Here is a 20,891-nt window from a genome sequence, read left to right on the forward strand (position 1 = left end):
TCGGTGAGCCATAGCCACACCACTTTAGTACAGGATAAGCGTGTAACGGGCCGCCTTAGTCGACGCCTTCGCCGGCAGACCAGGCTGCATGTTCCATGGGCAGGTGACCAAACCTCAGGCAGTAATCCAGCCAATCGGCAAGGAAACCGTTGACCTGGACCTTTTCATCCGGATGGTGCATGAAGCGATTGGGGTAATCGTTGACGGGGGCAATCTGGCGATCACGGTAGCAGCTGATCACTTCCGCCATGTTGGCGTCGTGGTAGACCCGAACGGTCATCTGGGGGTTGTTTAGCCAACGCCCGGAATTATGAACCTGCTCAAGCAACAGGGTTTCGGTGAACCGTGCGGTCTGGAGCACCTGAATCCGGACTCGTCCAAGGTAGTGGTTCTCCCGATGCAGCTCGAATTCGCAGACGGGCTTGCCGTCCACTTCCAGCTGCCTCAGCTTTCTTAGCCGCTGATAGTTTCCGTCACACAGGGCACCGAGCTGCCTGAGATCCGGAACATACCGCCTGGGTTTCATGGTCCACTCGCCCATCACTGCCACCCTTTCCTCAAACGGGCCCGATTCAGCTCGAGCCACTGCAAGGCAATAATGGCGGCCGCGTTGTTGATGCGACCATCGTGGATCATCGCTATGGCGTCTTCGGATGGCACCACATGGGCACGGATATCCTCATGTTCATGTTCCATACCATACAGACCGCCGGCATCTATGGTGCTCACGCGACCGCAATAGAGGTGAATCATTTCGGTGCTGCCACCGGGTGATACCAGGTAATCGCAGATTTTTTCCAGCGGCTCAAAGGTGAGCCCGGCCTCTTCCTGGCCCTCACGTTGAGCGACTTCTTCAGGGCTCTCGCCGTCTTCGTTCATACCGGCTACCAGCTCCAGCAGCCAAGGCGACTGATTACGGCCGAGGGCACCAAGACGGAACTGTTCAAGAAGAACTACCTCGTCCCGTTCCGGGTCGTAGGGAAGTACACAGGTAGCATCGCCACGAATAAAGAGTTCACGGGTAAACACCGGCATGTCCCGGCCGTCAAAACGCGGGTGGGTCAACCAGAGCTTATCCATGCGGAAGAAGCCCTGGAAGACGGTTTCACGTTTTTCGACGTTGACGTCGTCGGCGTTGAACTGGAACGGTTTGGCCATTTTTTGTCCGGTCGTTGAATCGACTTGGAACGATAGCCTTTAGTTGGGCATTACTTCAAGTTCAAACCTTGTCGTAAAGCTTACTCCCGGACTCGACGAACTCGCGGGATTTCTCCTGCATGCCGGCATCCACTGCGGATACCTCATCCAGGCCGTGCTCCTTCGCATAATCCCGAACCTCCTGGGAAATCTGCATGGAGCAGAACTTCGGACCGCACATGGAACAGAAATGCGCCACCTTGGCGGATTCCTTCGGCAGGGTTTCATCGTGGTAGGCGCGAGCAGTATCCGGATCCAGACCGAGGTTGAACTGATCTTCCCAACGGAATTCGAAACGGGCCTTGGAGAGCGCATTATCGCGAATCTGGGCACCCGGGTGCCCCTTGGCCAGGTCGGCGGCGTGGGCGGCGATCTTGTAGGTGATGATGCCGGTTTTCACGTCGTCCTTGTTGGGCAGCCCCAGGTGTTCCTTGGGTGTGACGTAGCAAAGCATGGCGCAGCCATACCAGCCGATCATGGCGGCACCAATACCGGACGTGATGTGATCGTAGCCCGGCGCGATATCGGTAATCAGCGGGCCCAGGGTGTAGAACGGCGCTTCGTCGCAACATTCGAGCTGCTTGTCCATATTCTCTTTCACCAGATGCATGGGCACATGGCCAGGGCCTTCAATCATGCACTGCACATCGTGTTTCCAGGCAATCTTGGTGAGTTCACCGAGTGTTTCCAGTTCGCCGAACTGCGCTGCGTCGTTGGCATCCGCAATGGAACCGGGGCGCAGGCCGTCGCCAAGACTGAAGGACACATCGTAGGCCTTCATGATTTCGCAGATATCCTCGAAGTGCTCGTACAGAAAACTTTCCTTGTGATGCGCCAGGCACCATTTGGCCATGATGGAACCGCCACGGGAGACGATGCCAGTGGTGCGCTTCGCAGTCATGGGCACATGATGCAGGCGAACGCCGGCGTGGATCGTAAAGTAATCCACCCCCTGTTCGGCCTGCTCAATCAGCGTATCCCGGAAGATTTCCCAGGTCAGGTCTTCGGCCACACCGCCGACTTTTTCCAGGGCCTGGTATATCGGCACAGTGCCGATGGGAACCGGGGAGTTTCGGATGATCCACTCCCGGGTTTCATGGATATTCTTGCCGGTGGACAGATCCATGATGGTGTCAGCACCCCAGCGGATGCCCCAGGTCAGCTTCTCCACCTCCTCTTCGATGGAAGAGCTGACGGCAGAATTGCCGATATTGCCGTTAATTTTTACCAGAAAATTTCGACCGATGATCATAGGCTCGATTTCCGGGTGGTTGATATTCGCAGGGATAATCGCACGTCCTCGGGCTACCTCGTCGCGCACAAACTCCGGTGTAATTTCAGCTGGCAGGTTAGCGCCGAAGGACTGACCGGGGTGCTGATCGTCAAGAAGCCCCTGCTTACGAGCTTCCCGCAGCTTCATGCTCTCCCGGATGGCGATGTATTCCATTTCAGGGGTGATAATGCCCTGGCGGGCGTAATGCATCTGGGAAACGTTCTGGCCCGGTTTGGCACGCAGGGGTTTGCGCTCGTCCATAAAGCGCAGCGGGTCGAGCTGCGGATCTTTCATGCGGCGGCGAGTGAATTCCGAGGAATAACCCGAAAGTTGGTCGACATCGTCGCGCTCCGCAATCCACTCAGCCCTTACAGGCTTGAGCCCTCTGCGCAGGTCAATGGTCGCTTCCGGATCGGTGTAGGGGCCGGACGTATCGTACACCACCACCGGCGGATTCTTTTCACCGCCCATCTCGGTTGGCGTATCATGCACGGTGATTTCCCGCATGGGCACTCGCAGATCGGGTCGGCTACCCTGAACGTAGATTTTACGTGAACTTGGCAGGGGTTTGATCGCGGCTGAATCCACCTGGGCGGAATCGCTGAGGTAATCAGGCAAGTTGGTCATCATTCGCTCCCGGAACAATTGTTGGATTTCGGGTCGCGTATGACGGAGCTTTCGACACGGATTCCCCCGAGGGAGAACACTGGTCTTTCAGCACTGTGGTCTTAAATCCCTACGCCGGTATTATCCGGATCAGGTCGCGGGTTCTGCGATGCAATCTCAGCCGGTTGCTTCCCATGATTCGAAAAGCAGACCAGCACCCCGTCAAGACGCGAATCTGTAATGCGTGACACCCAGAATGGATGCCATTTGCAAGTGTAGAGCTGCGGGCAATTATTGTCCATAATGGCCAACCAGACCCGTCGGCCCGTAAAACGGAACAAAGCTGCGTGCCCACCAGCCCGACACGCACCCCGACTACCGGGCAAAGATGCGTAACCGTATTCAGGAGACATAATGAAGAAGCGATTGCTTTCCGGACTTATTGGCCTCATGGCGGCCCAGCCCGCTCTTTCCATGGATCTGGTCGAGACCTATGAGAAAGCACTTTCCTACGACTCCGGCATTGCCGCAGCCCAGGCAAGCTTTGAAGCCCAACAGGCAGCCAGCGATGTCAGCCAGAGCGCACTGCTCCCCCAGATCGGCGCCTTTGGTGAGGGCAATTACATCGATGTGGACGGCCCCAGCCAGGACAACAGCTACCAGGAACTGAATTACGGCGTTCAGCTTACCCAGCCACTGTTTCGGGCCGACGCCTGGTTCCGTTACGACGCCAGCAAGTTTCAAACCGAATCGGCTCGCGCCGAATACAACCTCGCCCAGCAGCAGCTGATCCTGGATGTTGCAACTGCTTACTTCGACGTTCTGAGAGCCAAGGATACCGTTTCGACTGCCAAGGCCGCAGAGGCAGCGATTCAGCGCCAGTATGAGCAGGCTCAAGAGCGTTTTGATGTAGGGCTGATTGCCATTACTGAGGTTTATGAGGCTCGAGCGAGCTTTGACGACACCAAGAGCCAGCGCATTGCGGCAGAGAACCGGTTAAACGTGGCAAGAGAGCAACTGGCCCGATTGACCGGGGAGTATACGGAGAGACTCGACAACCTGCGCCAGAAGTTCCCCCTGGGTCGCCCGGATCCGATGGACCCGTCCGCCTGGGAAGCAACCGCTCTGGAACAGAACTGGTCTATCCAGTCAGCTCTGTATGAGCTGAATGCCAACGAAGCAAGCCTCAGGGAAGCAAAGGCCGGACACTATCCGACTGTGGATCTGAACGCGTCCTACGGTAAAACAGATCTGAATGGAATTGATGGTTCCAGCGCTCCGATTACCAGCCAGCAGGATGGTACTACGACTCGCGGGGCTATCGGGCTTACGCTGAACGTTCCCCTGTATTCAGGCGGTGGCACTCAGGCCGGTGTCCGCCAACAACGTTCATTGGTCACTGTCGCGGAACAGTCATTGAACACCGTTCGGCGCGATGTTCGGGTTACCACTCGAAGCCTGTTTCTCACCGTCAACAATAACGTTGAGACAGCCTCTGCGCTGGAGCAGACGATCATTTCCCGACGAAGTGCTCTGGACGCTACCCGAGCTGGCTATGAGGTGGGAACAAGGAACATTGTCGAAGTGTTAGATGCAGAACGGGCCTACTATGTTGCCCTGTTGGATTATGCAAACGCCCGCTACGATTATGTAATCAACTCACTTCAGTTGAAACAGGCCGCAGGCACGCTAAGCCCTCAGGATCTGATCGAGTTGAACAACTGGCTGAGTGCTGCTGCACCCGGCATCGAGGCGTTGGCCAACGAGAAGAAAACCTTGGACGACCCCACCCTGTAACAACCAGGGCGGGCCTGAAGGCTCGCCCGCCTCTTAATGGGCGGACTTGTCACACCCGCTCAATGATCCCATCGACCACTTTGTCCAGCGCCCCCCGATTCTTGTTCACAACCGCCAACGCTCTCTGACCAATCGCTTCCCGTTCCTGATTGTCACTAAAGAGAGACGACACATGCGCGGCCAGATCATCTGCATCGGCAACCAGCTTAACGCCCCGATCGTCCAGCAGGCGCTGGTAAATGGTTTCGAAATTGAAAATGTGCGGGCCTGAAAACACCGGAATTCCCCATCCGGCGGGTTCCAGGGGATTATGGCCACCGCGCTCAATCAGCGAGCCGCCAACGAACGCCAGGCTGCTGGCACCGTAGAGCATCATCAGCTCACCCATGGTATCTCCGAGATACACCTGGGCCTTGCCCGGGTTCTCTCCGCGGGACCGCCGAGCCAGTGACAGCCCTTCCTTTTTCGCTTTTTCCGCCACCGGCTCAAAACGGTCAGGATGTCGCGGAACCAGAATCAACAACGCATTGGGATGATCTGCCAGAACCCTGCCATGGGCCGCCAGCAACTCATCATTTTCACTGCCATGCGTGCTGCCGGCAATCCAGACCGGCCGACCCGCCAGCTTCTGTCGAAGCGCCGCGGCCGCCGCTCTCACATCCTCCGGAATATCCACATCAAATTTGACGCTTCCCGTGACGGCCACTTTCGCGGGGGCAACTCCGATCCGGCGAAACCTCTCAGCATCTTTTTCGGCCTGGGCAGCCACCCAGCTGATACTGCGCATGATGGGCGCGGCAAGGCCGCGGACGCGCTCGTAACCCCGAGCGGAACGCTCTGACAGCCGGGCGTTGATCAGAAATACGGGAACGCGGCGGGCCCGGCACTGGCGAATCATGTTTGGCCAGATTTCGGTCTCCATGATCACCAGAATCCGGGGATTGGCGCGGTCGAGGAAGCGACGGATAGAACCTGGCGTGTCGTAAGGGGCGTAGGCGTAATGGACTTGATCACCGAACATCTTGCGCGCTTGAGACAGGCCGGTGTCTGTCATGGCCGTCATCAGGATAGTAATACCCGGGTTCCGGGCCAGCAGACGCCGCACCATTGGCGCAGCCGCTATGGTTTCACCCACCGAGACAGCATGGACCCAGACAACCGTACCGCTTGCCCGCGGTACGATGCCCAGGCGCTGGTACCAGTTGCGCCTGAGTTCCGGAGCTCGGCGTCCGTGCCACCAGAGGCGCAGCAGGATCAATGGCAGGAACAGCCTAATAAGCTGGGAATAGATAAATTGCAGCACACAGGACTCCGGGCAAAACAGTGCGCTATCATAGCGCAAAACCTATTGATTTGCTTCCGATTGATCGCCAGTGCCACGGTGCCAGCATCAATCGACCAGGACCTCGCAGGACCCGCATTACGTGAAAAAGAAATATCGCAAATTATCGCGAAATACAGACTACTCGGCGTATCGGCACCCGCGCTGGTGGCCTACCTGGCTGGGCATATCCCTGATGTGGAGTGTGTCCCGGCTGCCAATACGCGTTCAGTGGTGGCTGGGAAAGCTGGCGGGACTTCTGGCGTTCCGCCTTGCCCGCGGTCGCCGGCACATCGCCGAGGTGAACATCCGGCTTTGCTTCCCGGAACTCACGGTCGCTCAGCAATCTGCCCTGGTTCGGAACGCCTTTATTGCCAATGGTATTGGCTTACTGGAACTGGGCATCGCCTGGTTTCGCGATCCAGCCAAACTGACAGGCATCACGCAAGTCCATGGCCTTGAGCATTTCGAGCATGCTTTGGCCCAGGGCAAAGGCGTTTTATTATTGGGTGGCCATTACAGCACCCTGGATCTGGGCGGGAGCCTGGTGACCGAGTTCATTGAAGCCGATGTTATGCAGCGGGATCATAACAACCCGTTGATGAACGCAGTGATGACAAGGGCACGGGAACGCCGCTATGGCACTGTGCTCGGCGCCAGAGACCTGCGAGGCCTGTTCCGCAGCCTGAAGAAAAACCGAGCGGTCTGGTATGCCACCGATCAGGATTACGGCCGCAAGGATATTGTCTTTGCGCCGTTCTTCGGGATACCGGCGGGCACGATTACCGCAACGTCTCGAATCGCAGAGCGCAGCGGCTGCAAGGTGGTTCCGTTCAGTCATTTCCGGCGCGACGATGGTCCGGGTTACGACATTTACTTCCACCCTGCCCTCGAAAACTTTCCCAGTGGCGATGATCTCAAGGATGCAACACGGATCAACCAGACTATCGAGCGGGAAGTGCGGCGCGCCCCGGACCAATACCTGTGGATGCACCGTCGCTTCAAAACCCGTCCGGATGAGAACGATCCGGGATTCTACAAACGCCGGTAACGAGAAACTCAGGCAATACGGAGGCCGGCAGTGCATGCCGGAACACCATGGCCAAACCAGAGCCCAGAACGCAGGATGCATCCACACCCGTGGTGTGGCTTTTGACCGACAACAAGCCGGGCCACAGGAATCAGCTGAAGGGGCTTGGCAACCGGCTTCGCGTCCTGGCCGGGGCAAGCACCTACTGGGTCGATGCCTCCTCCATAAAGGTACCGCTGTGGCGCGCGTTGCTGGCCTCTCCGCCACAAATGGAGGCGTCACTGCCTCGCCCCGACCTGGTCATTGCAGCCGGATCTGGTACGCACCGATTGCTGCTCGCCCTGCGCAAGCTTCACGGAACCCGAACACTTGTCATCATGAAACCGGCGTTCCCGCTGTCTCTGGCCAGCGGCGCGCTGGTCCCAGCCCACGATCGAGTGCAGGCCAGCCCGCGAGTCCTGTTGACAGAAGGGGTTTTGAATACCATCACGCCCCTGGCCAGAATCACCGAAAAACGGGAAGCGCTCTTGCTCATCGGGGGGCCCTCACCGCATTTCGACTGGGACGACGACGTCGTCCTCGGCCAGGTAACGCATCTGATCGGCCATTACCCCGACTGGCGCTGGACCATCAGCACCTCCCGGCGAACACCGGAACCCCTGCAGGAACGCCTCGAGGAGATGGCCGGACTGAAAATTACCGTGGTTCACCCCAGGCAGACCCACGAAGACTGGCTCAGCCATCAACTCTCGGCTTCACGGGCGGTCTGGGTGACTCCGGACAGCATGTCCATGGTCTGTGAGGCCGCAACTTCCGGGGTGCCAACCGGCTTGTTCGAGCTGCCGGCCAGAACCGGCAGCCGAGTCGTGGATGGTGTGGAACGGCTGGTCCGGGACGGCTACGTTGCGCAGTGGACGGACCATGCAAGCGTCATGGCTGGCAGGGCTGATCATGACCAGCCCCTCTGGGAAGCCAATCGCGCAGCCCGCTGGGTCCTGGAGCAAGGAGTCCTGCCAAAAAGCCAGAAAACCAATCAACGCCTGCACAAGGGGATCAAACCTTGAGAATTCTTCAGGCACTTCCGGCGCTTTACAGCGGCGGTGTGGAAAGGGGGACCGTAGAGTTCGCTGCGGATCTCGTTAAACGTGGCCACGAATCCTTTGTCGTCTCCAAGGGCGGCCCTATGGCGGAACAACTTCGGGGACAGGGTTCGAAGCATATTTTCATGCCAATTCACCGTAAGAATCCAGCGTCCTTCGGGCAAATCCTGCCGATGCGAAAACTGCTTCTTGAACTGAAGCCGGACATCGTTCATGTCCGCTCGCGTATGCCTGCATGGATTATATTCCTGGCTCTGAAAAGCATCCCGAAACGGGAACGCCCGGCGGTTGTGTCCACATTCCACGGCATGTATTCCGTGACACCCTACAGCGCCATCATGACTCGCGCCGATCACATCATTGCCGTGTCGCAGTGTGTGCGGGATTACGTGATATGCAACTACCACGTACCCGAAGAAAAGCTGACCGTCATCCAGCGGGGCGTGGATGTGGATGCCTTTCATCAGCGGGAGCTTCCACAGCAATGGCTGGACCGTTGGTTCCGTCAGTATCCACAGCTTGCCGGGAAGAAAATCATTATGATGCCGGGGCGGATTTCCCGCTGGAAAGGCCAGTTGGATTTCCTGGCCATGATGGCGAAACTGGTTCAGGAGCGGCCCGATTGCCACGGTATTATTGTGGGTGGTGCGGAGCCGGGCAAGGAGCATTTTCTGGACGAACTGGAGAAGGAGCGGTCTCGCCTGGATCTGACCGAAAAGGTCAGTTTCCTGGGCCAGCGCAATGACATGACCAACCTGTACCTGCTCTCCGACGTGGTCTGTCATATGAGCACCAAACCCGAGCCCTTTGGCCGGACAGTGACCGAAGCCCTGGCTTCGGGGACACCGGTGGTAGCCTATAATCGTGGCGGGGCGGCGGAAACGCTGCAGGCGTGCTTCCGGGAAGGCCTGGTGGCGCCGGATAACGTGGAGGAGTTCGCACAGGCCGTTTCCCGGATGTTGGATGCTGGGCCTCCGGCCATCGAGATTCCTTATCGGTTCCGCCTGGAAGCACAGACCGAAGCAAGCCTGACCGTTTACGAGACGGTGCTGCAGAATGCCGCAGGCCGATCATGACCTCACCGCCCCGATTAACGATCGCCCTGCTGATTGCCACGCCCGGCACAACCTGGGGCGGCATGGAAAAACACACCGCCGATCTGGCGGCCGCTCTGGCCGGCCGGGGGCATTGCGTCCATGTAGTGGCTCACAAAGACTACCGGGATAAATTTCTTTCCGGCATCCACTTTCATGCGCTGCCCGTTCAACTGGGGCGACGGAACCTCTGGCTCCAACTGGCCCTCCGCCGGCGACTTCGCGAAATAGCACCTGACATTCTGCACGCCCAGGGCAATAAAGCTGCGCAACTCGCGGCTAAAACCGGAAAACTTGCTCAGGTGCGGGTCGGTACGGTGCACGGCACCAAGTCCAGCCACAAGGCTTTTGATCGCCTCGACGAGATCATTGCCGTAAGCCCGCGCATTCTGGCAAGTCTGCGACACCCCCGGAAACACCTGATCTATAACGGCGTGGAGTCCAGACGCCGACAAATTACGGTGAACAACGACGCGGAGCTACCCTCAGTAGCCACCAATGTCATTGCCGTGGGGCGACTCGAATCCGTCAAAGGCTTTGATACGCTGATCAGAGCCTGGGCCATGCTCGGCGACTCGGTACATCGCTGCCATCTGACCATTTTTGGCGAGGGCAGCCAGCGATCACAGCTCGAGCAATTAATTCGGCAGTTGAAACTGGAACACTCGGTAACCCTCGCCGGGTTCCGGGAAAATCTGGCGCCCATCTACGAAAGGGCCGAATTGACGGTGATCAGTTCCGAACGGGAAGGCTTTCCCTATGTACTGGCGGAGGCCCTTATCAGTGGCTGTCCGGTTGTCTCCACTCCGGTATCGGGCCCGCGGGATCTTCTTCCGACGCCATCTCTCAGCGCGGGACACAAGGACCGGGACCTTGCCGAACTGATAGCACGAGCGCTCGCTGATCTGGAGGCACTGACACAAAGCCAGCAGCCCGCCATGGCATTTGCCCGTAAAACTCTCACGATCAATGCCATGGCAGAGCAAACGGAAGCGCTATACCTCAGGGCAATGGACGAGCGACGAGGCACTTGATGTCCGCTGTATTCGGCTGAGAGCTACCGTGTATTTTCCCTCTCAAACTTGGATAGCATCTGGATCTCCCGAGCCTTTGCCAGGCGCATGAAGTTCCTGTTGGCTGCAGTAATGGCAACGCTCAGGCCAAACCAACCGTTCAGGATCTGGCGGTGCAGCAGGTAATATTTCAGAAACTTCAGGGGAAACTCGGCGAACAGGCGGGCGCTGGAAATTCGCCGTCCCTTTGCGGCGATAAAGCGGGCCTGCTCCGTCGACAACTGGCAGTACTTGCGTTCCATCTGCTCCAGGGAAATCAGCGTCCGGTGCAATACATCGCCCTTTAAATCCAGAACCCGGCCAGCCTTCACCTGCGGCCGGTCGTTGTTGCTGTCTTTTTCAGGCTCAATCACTGCCTTTTTGCGATTGTAAAGCCGGAGGATCTTCTTCGATTTATCATGGCGGAACGGATGCCTGGGATCCGGCTGAGACAACACCCAGCGCATACGGAAGCCCGCAATGTCCTGGTCAACCGGCTTTGAAAACAGGTTCTGGATGTTGGCCACAAGCTCGTCCGACAGCACCTCATCCGCATCCAGATCCAGCACCCAGTCATTGCGACAAAGGCTTGCGGCAAAGGCTTTCTGGCAGGCAAACCCCTGCCAGTCGTTGTGAACGAATCGGGCGCCCGCCGCTTCTACAATGTCACGGGTTCGGTCAATACTTCCGGAATCGACTACGATAATCTCATCAACCCAGCCGGAGACCTTTGCGAGGGATTCAGGCAATCGCAGTTCTTCGTCCTGGGTGATGTAATAAACGGATAACGGTAGCTTCATCAAAATTCCTGTTCGGGCAATCAGTTTACGGACTGGTCAGAACAATATCATGATTGCCTTATGATAAGATGGCGCGCCTGATTTTGATGTTTTTCTTGGCATTCTTTAACTCAAGCCCGGAGTGTACAGATGATTCACCCCGTCATTATGGCTGGCGGTACCGGCTCACGCCTTTGGCCGATGTCGCGCCAGCTGAATCCGAAACAGTTCCTGAAACTGACCAACGGCCCCCTGTCAATGTTGCAGGCCACCGTTGCGCGGCTTGAGGGCATGGACGCAGCAAACCCACTTCTGATCTGCAACGAGGAGCACCGATTCCTGGCTGCGGAGCAAATGCGCCAATCCGGTCACGAAGATACGCGGATCATTCTGGAGCCCTGTGGCCGGAATACAGCACCGGCGATTGCATTGGCAGCACTGCAATTGATCGAGGCCACCGAAAACAGCGCCGACGACCCTCTCATGCTGGTGTTGGCAGCCGACCACCTGATCAAGGATGTTACGGCCTTTCAGGAAGGGGTGAAGAAAGCCATTCCGCTGGCGCGGGAAGGGAAACTGGTCACCTTCGGCATTGTCCCGAACCATCCGGAAACCGGCTACGGCTACATCCACCGTGGCACCGAACTGGGCCCGGACAGTTATCTGGTAGACAAGTTTGTCGAAAAGCCGGACCAGACGACCGCCAATCGCTACCTCGATTCCGGCGAGTACCTTTGGAACAGCGGGATGTTCCTGTTCGGTGCCCGCCAATACCTCGAGGAACTGGAAACCCATCGCCCGGATATCCTGGCTGCCTGCCGTGCCGCCATCGCAGACACCGCCGATGACCTGCACTTCACGCGGGTCAACGCCGAGCGCTTCGCGGAATGCCCGTCGGATTCGGTGGACTACGCCGTCATGGAGAAAACCGCTAAAGCGGCAGTGGTTTCTCTGGATGCCGGCTGGAGCGATATTGGCTCCTGGTCCGCACTCTGGGAAGTCAGTGACAAAGACGCGGACGGCAACAGCCTGACCGGCGACGTTATTACCCACAACACCGCCAACACCCTGGTCCGTGCCGATAGCCGGCTGGTGGCCACCGTTGGCGTGGACAACCTGGTAGTTATCGAAACCAAGGATGCCCTGCTGGTTGCCCATAAAGACAGCGTTCAGGACGTCAAAACCGTGGTGGAACGGATCAAAACCGATGGCCGCCACGAACACATGAACCATCGGGAAGTCTACCGGCCCTGGGGCGTATACGATTCCATCGACAACGGCGCCCGCTATCAGGTCAAACGCATCACGGTAAAACCAGGCGCCAAGCTCTCCGTGCAGATGCATCACCATCGAGCAGAGCACTGGATCGTGGTCAGTGGCACCGCCCGGGTCACCAACGGCGAGAAAACCTATCTGGTCACCGAAAACCAGTCCACCTACATTCCGGTTGGTCAGGTGCACTCGCTGGAGAATCCGGGGGTCATCGACCTGGAACTGATCGAAGTTCAGTCGGGCTCTTACCTGGGTGAAGACGACATTGTTCGTTACGAGGATCGGTACGGCCGGAAATGAGCAAGCTCAAGTATTTCATCATCGCCGGGCTGCTCAGGATTGCCGGCTGGTTATCCCTTGCCGGTGCCCAGAGGGTGGGTCGTTTCGTCGGTTATCTGGTATGGCGACTGCCCACCAAGTCTCGCCAGGTAACCGACATTAACCTGTCTATTTGCCTCCCCGAGCTTTCAGACGCCGAACGCGCGGGTATGTCAAAGAGATCCCTGGCCCAGACCGGCATGACCATGCTCGAGGTGCCCCTGATGTGGGAGTGGCCGGTGGAAAAATGCCTTGGCCTGATCCGGGAAACAGAAGGCTTGGAACTTATCGACAAGGCCATGGCCGGCGACAAAGGCCTGATTCTCTTGGCGCCGCACCTCGGCAACTGGGAGCTGGCCGGATTGTTCTTTTCCTCGCGGTACAAAATGGCAGCGCTCTATAGCCCGCCGAATATGCCCGAATTCGAGGACTACATGATCAAGGTACGCGGGCGGCTTGGCTCGGAGCTGGTCCGGGGCGACCGACGCGGCCTCGCCCGACTCGCCTCGATTCTCCGGGAAGGCGGCGTTGCCGGGATCCTGCCGGATCAGTCACCCCGGGGTAAAGGCAATGCCTTTGCACCTTTCTTTGGCATGGAAGTGAAGACCATGACTCTGGTGTCCAAGCTGATCCAGCGCACCGGCGCCAATGTCCTGATTACCTATGCCGAACGCCTGCCCGATGCTTCCGGGTTCCGGATTGTCGTGCGGGAGACCGGCCCAGGCCTTGGTGACAAGGATCCCGTCGCCGCGACCAGCGCTATGAATCACGCCATCGAGCAATGCGTACGAGAAATTCCCGAGCAGTATCAGTGGGAGTACAAACGCATGCGCCATCGGCCACCCGGCGAAATCAACCCCTATAACCCGGACCGAGTATGTTGAACCCCAGACTGGCCTTCCATGCACTGCTGATCACCGGGCTCGGCGGCGCACTCCTGTCCTCAAGCATCCTGGCTGGCGCGACCCTCTTGCTTGCGATTGCCGGAATGGTGCTCAGTGCCCGTAAATCTTTGTATAAAAACGGCTGGGACAAGCCCAAAGAGCTAAGGCTCCTGCACTTTTCCTTCTGGTTCTTTGTACTGGTGAGCTTTTTGTCCTGGGTCCTGGAAGGCTTTGACTATGAGGGCGGAAAAACACTTGGTACCCACGCCCGGTTTATCCTGTTCTGGCCCCTGATCGTTGCCATCAGCTATGCGCGGATTGGCGCCCGCACGACTTTTGCTGCCATCGGACTCATGGCTGTGTCTGTCATCGGGATCTTTCTGGTGACCATTGCTGCCCGCCAGGGCGCGCTTGGTCAGGTGTTGCATTCTCGGTTTGGCGGCGGTATCAACCCTATCAGCTTCGGCAATCTCGCCCTTCTGGGGGGCATGTTGACGATCGTTGCTGCCATGTTTTTTATCCGGGACAAACGGGTGGGTCTGTCGATACTGTTTTTCATCGGTGGAACGGCTGCCGTTCTGATTTCCATGCTGTCGGAAACCCGCAGCAATCTGGTAGCTCTGCCATTCCTTCTGGTTGCGCTGGCACCACTGCTCAGTAAAAGACTTCGAATTGCCGGATTGATTGTTGTGCCAATTCTCGTCGCCGGCGCGATTATCACCAGCGACCGCATGTCCAGCTCGCTCAATGGATTGCTGCATGATGGCCAACTGGACTCCGGCATGGAAATCCGCCTGGAAGTATGGGGACAGGCCTTGAATATGCTCAGTGAGGACCCTTGGTCCGGTGCAGGCCTCGGCGGGTACACCCATAAAATTGAAGCAGAAGTTGCAGATGGCAATCTGCCAAAGTACTTCCTGGACTGCTGCACTGGGCATGCCCATAACGATCTGCTGAACAATGCCGCAACCAGCGGCATTCCGGGCATTCTCAGCTGGGCCCTACTTATTTTCATTCCACTGGCCATCTTTGCCAGAAACCTGCCCAGCCGCCACGCAGCAACGGCCCACCTTGCGGCAGCCGGTTGCATGATCTCTATTGGCTACTTCTTCTTTGGCCTCACAGAAGCCACCTTCAATCGGACTTTGTTCCTCACTTTCTACCTCCTGGCAGTTGCATCTATCGCCTCGGCTATGTTCACAGAGTTGAGCGCGTCCTATGTTCGAGGCCGGGCCCGGAAGGTTTCGGCGACCATTATCACCAAAAATGAAGAAGACCACATTACCGACTGTCTGAAGTCAGCGAGGCTGGTCGCCGACGAGATCATCGTCCTGGATAGCGGCAGTACTGACAGAACTGTCGAACTGGCCAAAGAGCTGGCCGATGTCGTTGAAGTCACCGACTGGCCGGGTTTTGGCATCCAGAAGCAGCGCGCACTTGAGAAAGCGACCGGCGAGTGGGTGCTTTCACTGGATGCCGACGAGCGTGTCACACCAGAGCTGGCACGGGAGATCAATGATCACCTGGCAGACCCTGACGCAGACGCCTACAAGCTTCCCTGGGCGGTAACGATTTATGGCAGCCGCCTTGATTTCGGACGCAGCGGGAGAGCCCCGCTACGTTTGTTCCGCAGGGAAGGTGTGAGCTTTTCCGACGCCTTGGTTCACGAACGGATACTGATTCCGTCCGGTCGCAAAATCAAAACCCTGAGAGGCCGTCTCACACACTACACACACCGGGACTTTGGCCATTCTCTGGAGAAAAGCGCGAAGTACGCCTGGCTTGGTTCTCTGGAAAAGCATCGTAAAGGCAAGAAGACCCGAACCATGATCTACCCCACCCTGCGGGGCCTGATGACGTTTGTGCAGGTGTACTTTATTCGGTTCGGGTTTCTGGACGGCGCAGTGGGATATCTGACGGCAGTGACCTATGCGCAGGTGACGTTCAACAAGTATGCCGGATTATGGACTCTGGACCGGCCTGCTCGCTTTGAAAAGTCGTGACCCCCGAAGGAGCGTTGTTTCCACGCCGACGCTCCTGAACATACGCCTTATTTCCTCATAGTAGGGTAGCCGCGCTCCCAGTGCCGCATCATCAATCTGGAAAACCCGGATCTTCGGGAAAATCTTTTTCAGAGTAAACAGAGCGGTTGAAGCAAAACTGTAGAAAGCCAGATACGTTTCCCCGGACAGAGCTACCTCGACCTCGATCGGACGACCGGCCTGTCGTATCTCGAGAGGAAATTCTGCCAGCAACTTCTCCAACTCTTCCCGGCTTTCCTTTCGGTGCATGAAGTACACAACAAGACTGTCAGGGTGACGCTCCACAACGTGCTGAATTTGAAGTTTCAGTTGCTGAAGTCGATCCTCTCCACCGAAGGGTTGGCCAAGAAACCCGACCATAGGCGCCTGAGTATTATCACGGGCAGAGGTTTTGAAGGTGCTGCGAAACACCGGGAAATCATGGACCAGCACCTGGACGAGATCGGAGCTCTCCAGCGGGAAGAAGGTGAAGAATGCAATCACACCCGGAACAACACGATGGATCCTGATCCCCATGGTTCTCAAAAGCCGCTTCTTGGGCGCTGAAATCCGGGAGGCGATGCCCTCGTCGTGAATGGCGTGGTAGTAGGTTACTGTTGCCAGGCCGTCATCCACGAAAATCAGCTGTTCGCTGTCGAATCCCCGATAGAACACTTCGTGAATCCAGCTGGATTTGTTTCCGATAAACAACCTCTCAATAGTGCGCTTTGAGAGACTCCTGGCGACTGACCCCAGACGAAGGTAAAAGGAACTCTTTTTAAGATAGATGGTTTCGATGCCCTGCCAGCCCAGCGCCTCGGCCAGGAAGGCCATTTGTCCCTCGGTCTCGCGGTTATCAGGTCGAGCAATGATGAGCAGTGTTTTTTCGGAGCTGCAGCCATAGTGGTAACGAGCCTCGGAGCAACTGATCAGTTGCAGGGGCGTGCTCGCAACAAAGACATTGATTGGGCTGGCGGAGCTGCTCAAATCATTCGTTTCCTGGTCGGGATCTTCGCTTGGTCTATCCTGAGCTTTCAGGTGCCATGCGTGCAAGTTCCTTCCGCAACCGGCGCCGGACTTTCAGTTTGCGCAACAGGTTTATCGGCTTTGGCTTGAGTTGGCTACGCTTGTTGATCAGGAAATCCTCAACGGCATCAAGAACCCGCTCGCTGGAACGACCATCCCGGAAACTGTGCAATTGATCGCAAAGACTTCGCGTTTCTTTCATCAGCGGATCGGGATACTGCACCGCCTCTTCCAGCGCTGTCTCAACGTTCGCCACTTCCTGGACATCGACCAGATAGGGACCCGGCATTTTGGTTCTGAACGTAACCACCGGGCGATCCAGGAACATGAACTCGAACATGATGGACGAGGTATCACAGAGCATCACATCCGCCTGAGGAAGCAGGGGCAACAGATCTTCATCGCTTTCGACAAAGCGAAGGTTCTCGCCGCTCAGATTGCGATACTGATCCACAACCGCCGGGTCCATCTTCGGATGAAGCGTCACAATGAACTTCCAGCGACCACTTCTAGAGAGCTCGCCGATCTTCTCCACCAGATTCGGGGCTGACGTAACAGACCGGCTGAAAGTTGAGGCGTAAAAAACAACCGGCAACTCATTTCCCACACGGTTTCTCTTGCCGACTTCATTCCGCGACAGCAATGGATCGAGCTTGGGCCAGCCTGTGTGAGCAACCCCGAAATGCTGGTATTGCTCGGCCAGTTCACGGAACTTTTCCGTATCTTTCAGGGCATGCGTACAGTAAAGATCAAACCATCCTCGAATTCGGTAATGGTCACTTTCATCTTCGCTGCTATGGCCCCGTTTGTTGCGCGCCATGCCATGGAATACTTCAACCTTGATTCCGGGAAAAAAGTAGGGCACCCAGTCACCGGGGACGAAGGTCGCGTCCGCGTTGTAGTCCATGACCTCTTTAACGGAAACGAGACGGCGCTCATCGGGCTGAAGTGGAGACGTTGAGCACCCGGCTATGAACCAGGCAGCCTCATCGCCCCGGCGCCGAATCGCTTCCTGCAGTGGTCGCAGTATTGAATAGGAATAGGGTTGGTTTACAAAAAACAGGTACCGCCGCATTCAAGCCCTACCCGTCAGCGATTTGTATAGCTCACCCGTCTCTGTGACGGTCTGTGAGGTGTGAAAATGCCGGGCTATCCTTTGCCTCGAAGCCTGCCCAAGAGAGGCAGCCAGTTCACGATCGCGGTAAAGGCGCTCAATGGCCGCTGAAAGCTCAGGGGCATTTTTGGGTTCAACGACAATACCGCTGACGCCATCTTCCACCAGCTCCGGCATACCGCCAACACTGGTCACTACCGGCGTTACTTCGTAGACCATCGCCTCGATAACCGCACGGGGCAGACCCTCCCTTTCCTTTGAGGGCAGCACAAACACATCACTGGCCGCCGCTATGGCGGGCGCATCGTTGCGGTAACCCGTAAAGTGAATCCGTTCGGGGTGAGAGGTGACAGCGGCCTGCGCCTGAATCTCTTCGTTATCAATGACGTCTCCCACCAGCAGCAAATGGACATCCACATCCGTAGGCAGCTTATCGATAGCTTCAATCAGGTCATCGAAGCCTTTTCTTGGGGTATTACGCCCTGTGCAGCACACCACGAAGGCGCCTTCCGGAACACCAAACTGTGTCAGGTCGGCCTTGGGCGATTGATACCAGTCCAGGTCGTGCCCTTTATAGATTCTCTGAAGCTTCCGTTCGGGAATGTGCATCCACAGAAACCGGAGGCTGGCCAGGTAATCCTTGATGGCATCGGCGACACAAACAATCTTGCTGACGCGTGGGTGCAGGAACGTAATCCAGGATTCCGGATTGAGAAAACTGATGTTACCGATCACACCACGATAGGCGACGATCTTGATATCTGTGCCCCGCGAAGCCCGTAATCCGCAGGCCAGGGCCCGGGGATTATAGGCATGGATGACCTCGTATTTTTTCTTCGCCAGTTGTTGGCGGATGGACTCGGTGCCTTCTTTGTCAAAGCGGTTCTTCAAGGCCATGGGACAGGCAACCATGCCCTCGTCGACAAGACGCTGATAATTCCGGCCCTTGGGGTTACACATGACGTCGACGTCGAACCCGGCCTTTCTGAGTCCGATAAAGAGTTCCGTCTCCGGACGATCACAGGCATCCGTAAGACAAAGTATCGACGGAAGCGATCCGCCCTGTTGTGGATTGGTCAAGTGGCCATTCCCCTGTTGTATCCGTTCATAAAATAACTCCAGGCTTTCGCCCGTGCGTCTTCTCCGGCCACCTTCACCAGCGACCGCGAGAAGCGATCAAGATTGGCCTCTTTCCAGCGCGCCGGGGCACCACCAGTCATCAACCTGCTCTTGTCGAAATCAATCAGAAAGTATTCGTTGCCCCGGACCAGTACATTGAAGCAGTTCAGGTCCGCATGCATGACGCCGGCGTCGTGAAATCGACGAATGGTTTCTCCAATGGACGTCCAGGCCTCATTATCCAACTCGGAGATAAGGTCAGCCAGCGGCGAGGTGTTCTCCAACCGTTCAATGATAATGGCGGCCCGATACTGAATTGGCGACAGTTTCCGGTACCAGGCCGCAACCGGGCGGGGCACGGGAAGCCCCTGGCTGACCAGTGTGTTCAGCAAACGGAATTCTGCAAAGGATCGCACATCCGCCTCACGAGTGAAGGCGTAGGCATATCGCGCAAACTTTGCCATCAACCCGCCCCGGCGATATTCCCGAAGCACCAATCTGTCCTCTCCGGACTGCAAAAACCAGGCACCGCCGCGGCCGCCACTGCTTACTGGCCGGGCCTGATCGCCCCAAGATGCGGCATTGAACCAGTTTTCGGTAACCCTGCCCTCGTAATCCGGGTGAATCAGCATTGCCGACGCCCTCTCCCGAATACAGATTTCAGACTCCACCATGCTGGGCACCCGGTCACCGAAATTGAAAGAAGACACACCTAACCCGCACACGCCGGGACGGACACACGCGAGTACGTTAGAATGGCGGCCAGTTTACCAATGATTGCCGACAAAGCTCCACAGCCCCAGGCCACAACCTGAACCGGATCAATATCTGATGAACTCCATCTGCATTCTTCGCCTGTCCGCCATCGGCGACGTGACTCACGTAATACCTGTCGTTCTGAGCCTCCAAGAGCAGCTTCCCGGCGTGAAGATCACCTGGGTTATCGGCAAGATCGAAGCCAAGCTGGTTGGCGATCTGCCCGGCGTTGAATTCATTATTTTCGACAAAAAGGCCGGTCGCAAAGGCTACGCTGAGCTTCGCAGACAAATGACGGGTCGCAAGTTTGACGCGCTGCTTCACATGCAGGTGGCTTTCCGAGCCAACCTCGCCGCTGCCTGCATTCCGGCCAGGGTCAGGATTGGCTATGACAAGGCCCGCAGCAAGGATCTTCACAGCCTGTTTATCAACCACCGGATCAAACCGGCACCGAAGCAGCACGTGCGAGACTGCCTTGCCAGCTTCCTCGAACCTTTGGACCTCAAGGCCGCACCGCCGCGCTGGCAGATTCCGTTGAACGATTCAGACCATGAGTTTGCGCGCGAGCAACTGGCTAATGACCGCAAAAACCTTGTTATAAGCCCGTGTGCCAGCCACACACTGCGTAACTGGCCAGCTGAGCGTTACGCACAGCTGGCTGATCACGCGATTCAGAAGCACGGTATGAAGGTGATTCTGGTGGGCAGCCCCGCCCCGTTCGAGTCCGAGTACTGCGCCGCCATCGAAGCCGGAATGAAGGAAAAAGCCCACAACATCTGCGGCAAGGACACCCTGAAGCAACTGACAGCGTTAATGACCCATGCCGACCTCGTGGTAGCGCCCGATACTGGGCCGGCTCATATCGCCAGTGCGGTGGGCACCGATGTCCTTGGGTTGTTTGCAGCGAGCAATCCCTACAGGTCTGGACCTTACAATTCACTGGAGTGGTGCGTGAATCGTTATCCCCAGGCTCTGGAAAAATTCACCGGGAAAACGGTGGAACAGGCACGATGGGGGGCAAAAGCAGAGTTCGAGGGGGCGATGGAGATGATCACGGTGGCAGATGCAACGGGAATGCTGGATCAGTGGATTGAAGCTCACACCACATCAGATACAAAAACGGCGCCCTAGT

General features: G+C 57.0%; 18 protein-coding genes and 1 riboswitch. Of the genes, 9 read left to right on the top strand and 9 right to left on the bottom strand.

The window, feature by feature from the left end:
* Positions 1 to 55: 55 nt before the first annotated feature.
* The 3 genes from ACWJ62_RS18675 to thiC form a co-directional block, all read right to left on the bottom strand.
* Complete coding sequence (locus tag ACWJ62_RS18675) at positions 56 to 541, bottom strand: DUF1249 domain-containing protein (protein WP_449287545.1); 486 nt, start codon at positions 539 to 541, stop codon at positions 56 to 58.
* Positions 541 to 1,158, bottom strand: coding sequence for an NUDIX domain-containing protein (locus ACWJ62_RS18680; protein ID WP_449287546.1), 618 nt, complete (start codon positions 1,156 to 1,158; stop codon positions 541 to 543). The genes ACWJ62_RS18675 and ACWJ62_RS18680 overlap by 1 nt, the downstream gene beginning before the upstream one ends.
* A gap of 61 nt (positions 1,159 to 1,219) precedes the next feature.
* Complete coding sequence (gene thiC / locus ACWJ62_RS18685) at positions 1,220 to 3,097, bottom strand: phosphomethylpyrimidine synthase ThiC (RefSeq protein WP_449287547.1); 1,878 nt, start codon at positions 3,095 to 3,097, stop codon at positions 1,220 to 1,222.
* An 88-nt stretch (positions 3,098 to 3,185) separates the two neighbouring features.
* Positions 3,186 to 3,308: riboswitch (TPP riboswitch) on the bottom strand.
* Positions 3,309 to 3,490: 182 nt separating this feature from the next.
* Between thiC and ACWJ62_RS18690 the strand changes: the two genes are divergently transcribed.
* The gene (locus ACWJ62_RS18690; protein WP_449287548.1) at positions 3,491 to 4,873 is read left to right on the top strand and encodes a TolC family outer membrane protein; all 1,383 of its coding nucleotides are present in this window, start codon (positions 3,491 to 3,493) and stop codon (positions 4,871 to 4,873) included.
* Between the two features lie 49 nt (positions 4,874 to 4,922).
* On the opposite strand, the gene waaA is transcribed toward ACWJ62_RS18690, so the two are convergent.
* Positions 4,923 to 6,176, bottom strand: coding sequence for a lipid IV(A) 3-deoxy-D-manno-octulosonic acid transferase (waaA, locus tag ACWJ62_RS18695; RefSeq protein ID WP_449287549.1), 1,254 nt, complete (start codon positions 6,174 to 6,176; stop codon positions 4,923 to 4,925).
* Positions 6,177 to 6,297: 121 nt separating this feature from the next.
* Here waaA and lpxL point away from each other — a divergent pair, with 121 nt between their 5' ends.
* The 4 genes from lpxL to ACWJ62_RS18715 are packed head-to-tail and all read left to right on the top strand — an operon-like array spanning position 6,298 to position 10,452.
* Complete coding sequence (gene lpxL / locus ACWJ62_RS18700; protein WP_449287550.1) at positions 6,298 to 7,245, top strand: LpxL/LpxP family Kdo(2)-lipid IV(A) lauroyl/palmitoleoyl acyltransferase; 948 nt, start codon at positions 6,298 to 6,300, stop codon at positions 7,243 to 7,245.
* A 47-nt stretch (positions 7,246 to 7,292) separates the two neighbouring features.
* A complete protein-coding gene (locus tag ACWJ62_RS18705) occupies positions 7,293 to 8,288 on the top strand; it encodes a mitochondrial fission ELM1 family protein (RefSeq protein ID WP_449287551.1) in 996 nt (331 codons plus the stop codon).
* Positions 8,285 to 9,400 (top strand): glycosyltransferase family 4 protein, encoded by a 1,116-nt coding sequence (locus ACWJ62_RS18710; RefSeq protein ID WP_449287552.1) that lies wholly within the window; start codon positions 8,285 to 8,287, stop codon positions 9,398 to 9,400. The genes ACWJ62_RS18705 and ACWJ62_RS18710 overlap by 4 nt, the downstream gene beginning before the upstream one ends.
* Positions 9,397 to 10,452 carry a glycosyltransferase gene (locus ACWJ62_RS18715; protein ID WP_449287553.1) on the top strand — a complete coding sequence of 352 codons (1,056 nt, stop codon included), beginning with the start codon at positions 9,397 to 9,399 and terminating at the stop codon, positions 10,450 to 10,452. Before ACWJ62_RS18710 ends, ACWJ62_RS18715 begins: the two co-directional genes overlap by 4 nt.
* Before the next feature lie 23 nt (positions 10,453 to 10,475).
* Here ACWJ62_RS18715 and ACWJ62_RS18720 read toward each other — a convergent pair whose 3' ends face one another.
* Entirely contained in the window at positions 10,476 to 11,270 is a 795-nt protein-coding gene (locus ACWJ62_RS18720) for a glycosyltransferase family 2 protein (RefSeq protein ID WP_449287554.1), read from the bottom strand.
* A 129-nt stretch (positions 11,271 to 11,399) separates the two neighbouring features.
* On the opposite strand from ACWJ62_RS18720, the gene ACWJ62_RS18725 reads away from it, so the two are divergent.
* From ACWJ62_RS18725 to ACWJ62_RS18735, 3 genes are read left to right on the top strand one after another with little or no spacing between them, the layout of a single operon-like run.
* Positions 11,400 to 12,821, top strand: a complete 1,422-nt coding sequence (locus ACWJ62_RS18725; protein ID WP_449287555.1) for a mannose-1-phosphate guanylyltransferase/mannose-6-phosphate isomerase — start codon at positions 11,400 to 11,402, stop codon at positions 12,819 to 12,821.
* Positions 12,818 to 13,723: a lysophospholipid acyltransferase family protein gene (locus ACWJ62_RS18730; protein WP_449287556.1), complete on the top strand. Its 906-nt coding sequence runs from the start codon at positions 12,818 to 12,820 to the stop codon at positions 13,721 to 13,723. Before ACWJ62_RS18725 ends, ACWJ62_RS18730 begins: the two co-directional genes overlap by 4 nt.
* Positions 13,717 to 15,726 (top strand): glycosyltransferase, encoded by a 2,010-nt coding sequence (locus ACWJ62_RS18735; RefSeq protein WP_449287557.1) that lies wholly within the window; start codon positions 13,717 to 13,719, stop codon positions 15,724 to 15,726. The genes ACWJ62_RS18730 and ACWJ62_RS18735 overlap by 7 nt, the downstream gene beginning before the upstream one ends.
* Here ACWJ62_RS18735 and ACWJ62_RS18740 read toward each other — a convergent pair.
* The 4 genes from ACWJ62_RS18740 to ACWJ62_RS18755 are packed head-to-tail and all read right to left on the bottom strand — an operon-like array spanning position 15,685 to position 19,713.
* On the bottom strand, positions 15,685 to 16,731 hold the full coding sequence (locus ACWJ62_RS18740; RefSeq protein ID WP_449287558.1) for a hypothetical protein: 1,047 nt from the start codon (positions 16,729 to 16,731) through the stop codon (positions 15,685 to 15,687). The two genes, ACWJ62_RS18735 and ACWJ62_RS18740, sit on opposite strands and share 42 nt — an antisense overlap.
* 34 nt (positions 16,732 to 16,765) lie before the next feature.
* Positions 16,766 to 17,845 carry a CDP-glycerol glycerophosphotransferase family protein gene (locus ACWJ62_RS18745; protein ID WP_449287559.1) on the bottom strand — a complete coding sequence of 360 codons (1,080 nt, stop codon included), beginning with the start codon at positions 17,843 to 17,845 and terminating at the stop codon, positions 16,766 to 16,768.
* Positions 17,846 to 18,964, bottom strand: a complete 1,119-nt coding sequence (locus ACWJ62_RS18750) for a glycosyltransferase family 4 protein (RefSeq protein ID WP_449287560.1) — start codon at positions 18,962 to 18,964, stop codon at positions 17,846 to 17,848.
* Positions 18,961 to 19,713: a 3-deoxy-D-manno-octulosonic acid kinase gene (locus tag ACWJ62_RS18755; protein ID WP_449287561.1), complete on the bottom strand. Its 753-nt coding sequence runs from the start codon at positions 19,711 to 19,713 to the stop codon at positions 18,961 to 18,963. The genes ACWJ62_RS18750 and ACWJ62_RS18755 overlap by 4 nt, the downstream gene beginning before the upstream one ends.
* A gap of 121 nt (positions 19,714 to 19,834) precedes the next feature.
* On the opposite strand from ACWJ62_RS18755, the gene ACWJ62_RS18760 reads away from it, so the two are divergent.
* The gene (locus tag ACWJ62_RS18760) at positions 19,835 to 20,890 is read left to right on the top strand and encodes a glycosyltransferase family 9 protein (RefSeq protein ID WP_449287562.1); all 1,056 of its coding nucleotides are present in this window, start codon (positions 19,835 to 19,837) and stop codon (positions 20,888 to 20,890) included.
* Position 20,891: the final 1 nt, after the last annotated feature.

This window comes from Marinobacter sp. PE14 (assembly GCF_053566155.1).